Source organism: Chamaesiphon polymorphus CCALA 037, assembly GCF_003003845.1.
In the GTDB taxonomy this organism is placed as follows: Bacteria; Cyanobacteriota; Cyanobacteriia; order Cyanobacteriales; family Chamaesiphonaceae; genus Chamaesiphon; species Chamaesiphon polymorphus.
Genome location: NZ_PVWO01000186.1, coordinates 1 through 10,212 on the forward strand (window position 1 = coordinate 1; position 10,212 = coordinate 10,212).

At 46.3% G+C, this 10,212-nt stretch carries 11 protein-coding genes; 7 read left to right on the forward strand and 4 right to left on the reverse strand.

The window, feature by feature from the left end; all coding sequences use genetic code 11:
• The 3 genes from C7B77_RS14965 to C7B77_RS14975 all read right to left on the reverse strand — a co-directional run.
• Positions 1-850: serine hydrolase (locus tag C7B77_RS14965; protein ID WP_106306253.1), on the reverse strand; the 850-nt coding region annotated here is incomplete at its 3' end.
• Positions 851-1,090: 240 nt separating this feature from the next.
• Entirely contained in the window at positions 1,091-2,092 is a 1,002-nt protein-coding gene (gene thiL, locus C7B77_RS14970; RefSeq protein WP_106306226.1) for a thiamine-phosphate kinase, read from the reverse strand.
• A 31-nt stretch (positions 2,093-2,123) separates the two neighbouring features.
• Complete coding sequence (locus C7B77_RS14975; RefSeq protein ID WP_106306229.1) at positions 2,124-2,762, reverse strand: GNAT family N-acetyltransferase; 639 nt, start codon at positions 2,760-2,762, stop codon at positions 2,124-2,126.
• A 357-nt stretch (positions 2,763-3,119) separates the two neighbouring features.
• Between C7B77_RS14975 and glpX the strand changes: the two genes are divergently transcribed.
• The 5 genes from glpX (at position 3,120) to C7B77_RS15000 (ending at position 7,042) form a co-directional block, all read left to right on the forward strand.
• Positions 3,120-4,157, forward strand: coding sequence for a class II fructose-bisphosphatase (glpX, locus tag C7B77_RS14980; RefSeq protein WP_106306232.1), 1,038 nt, complete (start codon positions 3,120-3,122; stop codon positions 4,155-4,157).
• Positions 4,158-4,512: 355 nt separating this feature from the next.
• A complete protein-coding gene (locus C7B77_RS14985) occupies positions 4,513-5,811 on the forward strand; it encodes a glutamyl-tRNA reductase (protein WP_106306235.1) in 1,299 nt (432 codons plus the stop codon).
• Between the two features lie 114 nt (positions 5,812-5,925).
• Positions 5,926-6,417, forward strand: a complete 492-nt coding sequence (locus tag C7B77_RS14990) for a hypothetical protein (RefSeq protein WP_106306238.1) — start codon at positions 5,926-5,928, stop codon at positions 6,415-6,417.
• A 155-nt stretch (positions 6,418-6,572) separates the two neighbouring features.
• Positions 6,573-6,806: a type II toxin-antitoxin system HicB family antitoxin gene (locus tag C7B77_RS14995; RefSeq protein ID WP_106306241.1), complete on the forward strand. Its 234-nt coding sequence runs from the start codon at positions 6,573-6,575 to the stop codon at positions 6,804-6,806.
• 5 nt (positions 6,807-6,811) lie between these two features.
• Positions 6,812-7,042: a type II toxin-antitoxin system HicA family toxin gene (locus C7B77_RS15000; RefSeq protein WP_106306244.1), complete on the forward strand. Its 231-nt coding sequence runs from the start codon at positions 6,812-6,814 to the stop codon at positions 7,040-7,042.
• Between the two features lie 329 nt (positions 7,043-7,371).
• On the opposite strand, the gene C7B77_RS15005 is transcribed toward C7B77_RS15000, so the two are convergent.
• Entirely contained in the window at positions 7,372-8,010 is a 639-nt protein-coding gene (locus C7B77_RS15005; protein WP_106306247.1) for a PEP-CTERM sorting domain-containing protein, read from the reverse strand.
• Positions 8,011-8,616: 606 nt separating this feature from the next.
• Here C7B77_RS15005 and C7B77_RS15010 point away from each other — a divergent pair.
• Together C7B77_RS15010 and C7B77_RS15015 are read left to right on the forward strand one after the other, a co-directional pair.
• Positions 8,617-8,859, forward strand: a complete 243-nt coding sequence (locus C7B77_RS15010; protein WP_106306250.1) for a hypothetical protein — start codon at positions 8,617-8,619, stop codon at positions 8,857-8,859.
• A gap of 159 nt (positions 8,860-9,018) precedes the next feature.
• Positions 9,019-10,212, forward strand: a 1,194-nt coding sequence (locus C7B77_RS15015; RefSeq protein ID WP_146138337.1) for a RecQ family ATP-dependent DNA helicase, incomplete at its 3' end; no start/stop codon positions are given.

The following is a 10,212-nucleotide window of genomic DNA, read 5'->3' on the forward strand; positions in this document are numbered from 1 at the left end:
TTAGTAAATACGGTTGCTTATCTGCCAACTCAATATAAGCCGCATCATGGCGCACCTGAGACGTCCAACCTGCTTTTGACCACATTTGACTCCCAGCGGGTAAACCAGCCCCTAGAAAGCCATTTACCTGGTTCTCTTCGCCCGGATCGGGCATAGTTCCAGCCAGATTGAGATCGCGCTGGAGGAGTTGCATCATTTGACTCGATCGATCGCCGCTGACAGCAGCACCGCCGACAATACTGTGCATCAATCTGGCGATCGCATCGGTAGTGACCATATTCCGATTTTCCCGCATTTCGCCGACAAATGCCCGCTCGCGTCCGTAGGGGCCATCGCTCCACGTTTTTTGATTGACATTAATTGGGTCTAATTCTGGCCAGCCTAAAGATTGAAAATAACGGTTGATTAAGTTGCGCTGTGATTTCCAGCTCTCAAATGGCCCCGCAGATAATTCTGGCCCACTGGTGGTACCCGTGAGCGTATCGACGACCAGACTAGTGGCATCGTTGCTAGAGTCGATTATCATATCTCGTACCGCTCGATCGAGTTCGCTAGAAGCTGCTAACATGCCTTGCTCTAGCCACTCATGCACCGCGAGTAAATAAAATAATTTGGCGATACTAGCCGGATAAATCCGCTCGCCACCGCGATGGTTAAATCCCCTAACTGGATATCGCCACAATTCGTCAGCGGTAATTGCGCCGCCAGTGTTGACGGGAATCGGTCGATCGTATACCAGCCAGGTGAGGGCGATCTGTTCTGGTTTTAAGTCGGGAAATTCTTGCCAAATATCTGCCAGAGCTTGTTCTGCAAGTGTCGTGAGTTGGGGGTTGGATTGGTAAAACGGCATTAAATTAATTGATAATTGATAATTGATAATTGATAATTGCGGATTGATTTTCGGACAAGTTTCCCGTCCATGAAAATCAACCAAGCAGCGGATGCGCGCTCGTCGGGTTTCCCGACAGTTTAGCGAGACAAGACAAGACAGCGCACCAAGCAGATAACTAGGTTGTTAAGGTGGGGTAACAATAGCTAGCAGCAACTGAAATAACTTGTCGATATACAGCACGAGACTGAAGATGGGGATTTAGTCGATCGAGAAATGTTGAAATCCTGAAAGTCGATCCAGATAAATTGGGGGATTGTTGGTGAGATCGTCGATTAAGATAATATCTGACGATCGGACTATCTTACCGATAATTGCCGCACCGCCACCGATTTTTTCGACCAATTCTAGACCGATCTCTGTGGGCATACACAATACCAGTTCAAAGTCTTCACCACCATACAAGGCCGATTCTAAAGCTGTATCTGGAAAAATTCGAGCTAAAGATGGCGAGATCGGTAGACTCGATCGATTCAACACAGCACCGACACCACTAGCCTGACAGATTTGAACGATCGCATCTGCCAGTCCATCGCTACTATCCATCCCACCAATCGCAAATTTTTGACTCGCACTCGTGCTAAGTCGATCGAGAATCGGTAACACATCCAGCCGAGGTAGCGGTCTTTGATGGGCGTCAATTAATGCTTGCCGATCTGCCGTCAGCTCTACTGGCACATTGGCATCGAGTAGTAATTTCAAACCCCCATGAGAGTCGCCATGATAGCCAGTCACCACGATCGCATCGTCAACTCTAGCATTAGCACGAGCGATAACTCGATCGGCACGAACCGCGCCCAAAGCGGTAATTGCTACAGTAGCTACACTCGATCTCGTCAAATCTCCCCCGATAATTCCCGTGCCATACCGCTCCAAACATACCTGCATTCCCCGATACAATCCCTCCAGCCAGATGACAGGCAATGTCGGGGGCAAACTTAACCCCACGGTAATTCCCAAGGGTGTCGCGCCCATTGCCGCCAGATCTGATAAATTAGCCGCCACCGCTCGCCAGCCGACATCAAACGCCTTCGTCGTCCGATCGCTAAAATGCACGCCATCAACCAGCACATCAGTAGTCACGACTAACTCGCAACCTGGCGGAGGATGCACGATCGCACCATCGTCGCCGATCGTGTTTGGCAGACAATAGGGTTGAATTATTTTTAATAGTCCCTGTTCGCCTACATCCCTAATTAACATCGGTTCGATCGATTTATCATCGTGTACTTAATTATGGGCGATCGATCTGCGTGCACACCCGATAATCTGGTGTCGGAGAACAGATCTGTTTGCGCTCTGCTTTGTAAATAATATTGGTTATTATTGCTAAAAAAGCTAGCAACATAACAATCTTAACTGTTTGTTCTGCCAGTCTTTCTGCAAGCGGAGTTGGAATTAATTCTTTTTCAAGTAGTTTGCAAGGAATCCAGACCCAACCTTTTGAAAAGAAACCAGTCTTCCGTTTAAACTGGTAGCCATTTTTCTCGTAGAAAGCGACTGATTCCATTGAAGACATAACTCCTAACTTTCCAATCCGCTGTTCGATCGCCAGCAGCTCTAGCTTTTTTAATAGCTGTTTACCAACACCTCTATTCATGTAATCTGGATGAACGAACAATCCAGATATCTTGGGCTTACAATTCAATATAGAAATAAACCCGATCGGTTTACCGCGATCGTCTTCCGCTATTAAGTTAGTCTCTATTGGAAAAACAATCGACCTCGACTTGGCTTGTCCAGCAATTAAGGAATCGATTTGTCGGCGATCGTATTTCCTAAAATAGTCGGGTAAGTTCGATAAAGATAGGGTCTGAAGCGCGATAATCGTTTCTAGATCTTCGGCTGTGGCTGTGCGAATACTAATCTCCATTCCTGTCGATCGGCGGTTACCTTTTTTCTTTGGCAGTGATAACTCTCAAGGCTGTCACTTCAACAGCAAATTCAAGTTATAAGATGAGCTTACCCACTTGAGCCGTTCCACCATACAGGGATAGAGTTGTTGGGAAAGTAAATCGATTTGTAATGTCGATCGACTTCACACCCACAGACAACACACGCTCGCGATCCCCGGTTTACACATCCAGACACCTGCGATCCCCGCGATCTCGACCGAAGGCCGGACAAATAGCGGAAAAATTTAAGAAATGCTCTTGTGTCCCCGCGCTCTGGTAGACTGATAAACGACTGAAATCCCTATAAATAAAGCCCTTTAGGAGAGCGAATAGCAGTGGAAAATAGCTTAGGTTTAGAAATTATAGAAGTAGTAGAACAAGCCGCGATCGCGTCAGCGCGCTTAATGGGTAAGGGCGACAAAAATGAAGCCGACCGTGTTGCAGTCGAAGCAATGCGCGAACGGATGAACAAAATCTACATGCGCGGACGCATCGTAATTGGCGAAGGCGAGCGCGACGATGCTCCCATGCTCTACATCGGTGAAGAAGTGGGGATTTGTTCTCAGCCTAACGCTGCTGAGTTATGCTCGATCGACGAACTGCTCGAAATCGACATTGCTGTCGATCCTTGTGAAGGTACCAACCTGTGTGCTTACGGACAGCCTGGTTCGATGGCCGTACTCGCGATCTCCGAAAAAGGTGGTTTGTTTGCAGCTCCTGACTTCTACATGAAGAAACTCGCTGCACCCCCAGCAGCTAAAGGTAAAGTAGATATCAACAAATCTGCTACTGAAAACCTGAAAATCTTATCGCAATGTCTCGATCGCTCGATCGAAGAATTAGTTGTCGTCGTTATGAAACGCGAACGTCACAACGAATTGATTGCTGAAATTCGGGCTGCTGGCGCGCGCGTTGCCCTAATTAGCGATGGTGACGTCGGTGCGGCAATCAACTGTGGCTTTGCCGGAACTGGCATTCACGCTTTGATGGGTATCGGTGCGGCTCCTGAAGGAGTAATCTCCGCAGCGGCTCTCCGGTGTATGGACGCTCACTTCCAAGGACAGTTGATCTACGATCCCGCGATCGTCAAAACTGGTTTGATCGGCGAAAGCAAAGAAGCGAATATCGCTCGGCTTCTAGAAATGGGCATCACCGATCCCGATAAAGTCTACACTGCTGAAGAACTCGCTTGTGGCGAAAACGTGTTGTTTGCTGGTACTGGGATTACCTCCGGTAACATCATGGATGGCGTTCGCTTCTTCAAAGGTGGCGCGCGGACTCATACGCTGGTTATTTCCAGTCAGTCCAAAACCGCACGCTTTGTCGATACCATTCACATGAATGGTAAAGGCGGCACGATCGCTCTGAAATAGGGATTAGCTGTTAGGGATTAGGGGTTAGGGATTAGGCGTTAGGCGTTAGAGAATAGATAGAATAGATAAAGGGGGCAGCGTAGATCTTACCCACCCCGCCCTACGGGCACCCCTCCTTGGAGGGGACTTTATTCTCTATCGCCTAAAGCCTAATCCTCTATCCCCTAGTGAAGAACCATAACAAAACATTTACAACGCTTCGCGATTGCAGCAAGATAGACAGCAATTATTTATAATAACCAAGCCGGAACGTGAAGCCTGAGCTAGCATCTATAATGCGCTACCAGTATTCAAATATCCGTCACTTTAATAACAAAACTTTTAGAATACTCATCTTTTTGGACGTAGAGCGAATATGAATATTGCTGTCATCGGTTTGAGTCACAAAACCGCACCTGTAGACATCCGCGAAAAACTCAGCGTCCCCGATACGCAGATGGAGGCGGCGATTCAAACCCTCTGCAATTATCCCCATATCAAAGAAGCGACGATCCTCAGCACTTGCAATCGCCTAGAAATTTATATCGTCACGCCTACAGCCGATCGTGGCGTCCAGGATGCGATTCAATTTCTATCAGAATTTAGCAAGATCCCGCTCAAAGATCTCCGACAGCACTTATTCATGCTGCTGCACAAAGACGCAGTAATGCACCTGATGCGCGTAGCTGGAGGGTTGGATAGTTTGGTATTGGGCGAAGGTCAAATTTTGGCACAAGTCAAACATACCCACAAAATCGGCCAACAATATCAAGGGATGGGATCGATTCTCAATCGGTTGTTTAGGCAAGCCATGACTGCTGGCAAACGCGTTCGTACCGAAACTAGTATCGGGACTGGGGCGGTATCGATCAGTTCGGCTGCGGTAGAATTGGCGCATATGAAAGTGGGCAATTTTGCCAATCATCGGATCGCGATTTTGGGTGCGGGTAAGATGTCGAGACTGTTGGTACAACACCTCATTTCCAAGGGTGCGACAGATATTACCATCCTCAATCGATCGACAAAACGTGCCGAAGAACTCAAAGTGATGTTTACCGCGATCGATCTCCAACTCCAACCGATCGGCGATATGATGAGTGCGATCTCCACTTCGACGATCGTCTTTACCAGTACGTCAGCTACAGAGCCATTACTAAATGCGGCTAAATTGGAAGCCGTCCTCGATCCGCATCACTCCTTGATGATTTTTGATATCTCCGTACCGCGCAACGTTCACAGCGATGTCAACGACTTAGTCAATATCCAATCCTTCAACGTAGACGATCTCAAAGCCGTCGTCGCTCAAAACCAAGAACGCCGCCAGCAAATGGCACAAGAAGCCGAAGGCATCCTCGAAGAAGAAGTCGAAAACTTTAATAGCTGGTGGCAATTGCTAGAAACCGTACCCACGATCAATTGCTTGCGCGATAAAATGGAAACTATCCGAATGCAAGAGCTAGAAAAAGCTCTATCGAGATTGGGTGCCGAATTTGGCGAACGCCATCAAGAAGCGATCGAAGCTCTTACCAAAGGCATCGTCAACAAGATTCTTCAAGATCCGATGGTGCAACTCCGCGCTCAAGAAGATGCCGAAACCCGTCGCAAAGCCATGCGCACGCTGCAAGTTCTATTCAATCTCGATAGCGAACAACTTGGCGCGAATAACAATGCTTAGTTAGGGAACAGAAGGGGAGACAGGGAGACGGGGGACGAGGGGACAGGGAGACTAGGCAAAGTTGAATTGCACTATCCACTATTCACCCATCCATTCATCTACCCATCCACCCCTATGGATATTTCCGAAACGATCGATCGCTCAGTTGGTACAGCTTTTAACCAGTGGTTGGTAGCTCATCCATATCTAGCCTGGATCGTCGCTCATCCACTAGCTAGTGCGGGATTATTATTGCTGACAATCTTCTCTCTATGGGGGCTATTTAAGGCGATCGGGAGGGGAATCGAGCAAACATGGGTGTTTTTACTTACGACACCATTCAAGCTGCTCCAGCCGATTTTTGGGCTGTTGTGGAGATCGATCCGGCGAGTATTTGGGCACACTAATGCTAGTGTCGATCGAGTAGAATCTCAACTAGTGTCCGATTCACCAGCCGAGCGGATTGCGACCATTGTCGATCGATTGCAGAGCCTCACTCAAGAACAGGAACTGCTATTGCAAGAACTAGCTACACTGACCGCTTCGACAGCAGTCACACCTAACATGACGATAATATCTGATACTCAGTACAAGGATATGTACGCCAAGTTACCGAAATCGACCTAATCGCACTATTTATTAACAAAAACTATCTATACCGATATGTAATAATTAATAACTATATCGTTTGTGTAGCGTCTGCCACAGCAGGTTGGATGTCTTTAACTTTGCTTTTTTCAAACCTTTTTACCAGAACTTTAAAATTGCACGATTGTAATTCAGTGGAAAGATTAATTAACGTACACATCGAAAAGCTACCAGAAGGCTACTATCTAGCCACGTCTGAAGCTTTACCTGGATTGATCGCTCAAGCTGAGAGTTTGACAGAAACCCTCGAAATCGCGCAAGATGTTGCTAAACAAATTTTGGCAGCAATGGCAGAACGGAACCAGATAATTGAGTCTTTTCCCGCGATCGCCGATGAATTTGACTGTCCGCTCGTATTGACGAAATAGACGCGATGGGTAGGTTATCGGGATTCAGATATCGAGAAGTAGCCAAGGTATTGCGAGTCTACGGATTCGCACTAGATCGTCAAGCTTGTGGCTCTCACGAAATCTGGTTCAATCACGATAGTGGTAAATATACCACCGTCCCCAATCACAATGGCGACATGCCCGAAGGTACTCTGCGTCAAATCCTCAAACAAACGGGGATTGAGGCGGATGATTTTTTGTATCATTCGCATTAGGAGATAGGGAACAGGGAATAGTAAAGCTGGTTCGATCGAATCGAGACAATGAGCGTAGACTAGAATTTAAACAAAGAGTGTCGGCTCTTCATTACTTAGTATGCTGATTTCCGCCCAGATTGATAGCTAACAAGGGATTGAGCCTAAAATCTATTATTGTTAGATTTTTCAGCCATTTTTGGCTTAGCAGTAAGGATTTCGGGTCAAAAAGCTGAGATTAGCATACCAGGTGATGAAGAGCCTACAATTATAGCAGGAATTTAGGGTAGGGGTAATTCATGAATTACCCCTACCCTAAATACCCTGTTCGAGATCCTACTAATTATTTGCTACTTAACAGCCGATTTGAGTTTCTTTCTCATCCGCAGTGCCGCCGTACCGCCGACTAATGTACCGATAACAGTAAAAGGTTCGGGAACGGCTGTAGTTGCAGCAGCATTAACAGTTCCAAATCTGAAGTTATCTAACCGTGTTGTGCCGCCACCAAAGCTATTGCTGTCGCCAAGACCCCTGAATGAGATCGAAGAAATAGGGGTATCAGAGGTGAAACCAGCAAAATTGAGACTGGAACCATTAACAGGAGAATTTATATTAAATGTCTCGCCAGTTGAGAGTCTAATTAGAAAAGGGACGGAAGCTGTTTCAAGGCTTGCAAACTCGCCGCTAACAGCGGTTATTCCAGAGGGGAGAGTTGCAGTGATGAGACATCCGCTACAGCTCCGAATAGTCGTGCCAGAACCGAAATCTCCAGGAAAACTCCCTTGCGCGACTATACCAAAAGGAAATCCATCACCTCCAGCCGTCACGCCTATAAAATTAACTCCATTAATAGTTAATCCACTGTCATAGAATGTAGAACCTGTACCTCCAGCTAATCCTTCAAAGTCGATATTTTGCGTAGTTGTCGCGGCGTTAAAACTTGCCAAGTCATTAAACTGAACTGTTGCTGCTTGGACTGAATTTGCCACACCTACCAGAGATAAAGCCGTTAGTGTAGTCAGATGCGATGCGATGCGATGCGATGGATGTTTTCACAGAATTATGTTGGTTGAGGTTTCAGAAATGTACTGTTGAGGAGAAAGTAGTCTTTGTTTCACCTTGTAGATAGAGTACCCCGAATTTTGGTACTACGGCCAAACTATCGAATAAATTTATTCGTGGAGATTGTGTTAGCTAGATCGAGTCATAGCAAGCAGCCTACTGATTCCCGATCTTTTGAGACTCGATGCAGATCCTCACAGCGAAGTTTGTCGCAGCAATGTTGTGGTAGATGCCATCGGCTCGACTTATGTTACGATCTTTACGTTGTATTTTGTAAATGTACTATCTCAATTTACTTTTACAATACAAAGATTGGCCTCAGCCAGATGACTCAACACTAGTATTGTTTGTAACTGGTAATTTGATACTCATACCGTTCCATTGCCAAGTGCCGCTCGCCTGAGTAGTAAGCAAGATCGCTACTTCGATCGGTCATGACAGAAGTGAATATGGTACATTCTTTCTGAGCACTCCTAAATTTCCCTTAAAATAGAAGTATTCCCAGTCGCGATCGAATCTCGCGATCGACAAGTATGACACAAGCGCAAAATCCAGATGATAGAGATCGTCAAGTAGATCGAGAGTTCAGAGCTTTAAACCGCCGAGTAGACCGACTAGAATATACTCAGGTATCACCCCAAGAGTTCCGACAAGCCTTCGAGCGAGTTTATGATGAGATCGACGATTTTAAAGACGAAGTAAGAGAAATGCGCTCGGAACTAAACGGTAAGATCGATATCATCATGCCCCATATTACTGGACAGGGGAACTCTTGATCGAGTCTATAGATGAGACATCGCTCGCACTCTCGATCGAAAAATCGCTAAAATTGTTTTCAGCAAATCGATCGTGAGTATTTTTGAACCATCTACTGTATACTCTTTGACATAGTAGTTTGAGTATTGCTCTCTCCCAACACCCAACTTTCAACTCTTATGCTTGCTGGCTCGAACCAATTTGAAACCCTAGAACATGCACTAAAACATTACTTTGGGTACGATGAATTTCGATCGGGACAGCGGGAAATTATTACAACGGCTTTAGCCAATCGCGACTTATTGGTCGTAATGCCGACAGGTGGCGGTAAGTCGTTATGTTTTCAGTTACCAGCATTGCTCAAAAATGGTGTGACGATCGTGGTATCGCCGTTGATTGCGCTGATGCAAGATCAAGTGCAATTGCTGGCAAATAATGGCATTCCGGCGACTTTTTTAAATAGTAGTATTACTACCGAAGAAAGACGCGAGCGAGCGGCGGCGATTTATAATGGTGAAATCAAGCTTTTATATCTAGCTCCCGAACGATTGAATCAGGAGTTTATTAGCAACTTTTTGATAGATTTGCATCAAGAAGTGGGGATTGCTGGCTTTGCGATCGATGAGGCGCATTGTGTCTCGGAATGGGGTCACGATTTTCGGCCAGATTATCGAAAATTAGCACAATTACGGCACTATTTTCCGAAGGTGCCCTGGTTGGGATTGACCGCGACAGCTACCGATCGGGTACGCTCGGATATTATCAATCAGCTCGAACTGCGCGAGCCGCACGTTCATATTGCCAGCTTCAATCGTCCGAATTTATATTATGAAGTTAGGCGCAAAACAACTGCACCTTATAAAGAATTACTCGCCCAAGTCAAGCAGTCAGAAGGAGCGGGAATTATTTACTGTTTGAGTCGGAAGAAAGTAGACGAATTGACGACTAAACTCAAGCAGGATGGGATTAAAGTTGTACCCTATCATGCGGGTTTAGATGGCGAGACTCGGACTAAAAATCAGAATAGTTTTATTCGCGATGATGTTAAGGTGATAGTTGCGACGGTTGCCTTTGGCATGGGAATTAATAAACCCGACGTGCGGTTTGTGATTCACTACGATCTGCCGCGCAATATCGAGGGTTATTATCAAGAATCGGGACGCGCGGGACGGGATGGCGAACCCGCTCATTGTACGTTGTATTTTGGGATGGGTGATATTAAGACGATCGAGTATTTAATTGCCCAAAAGATCGATCCCGAAACGGGGATGGCTCTCGAAGACGAACAGCGGATTGCGACGCAACAATTACGGCGGGTGATTAATTATGCCGAAGCGACTGAATGTCGGCGGATTATTCAGTTGGGCTACTTT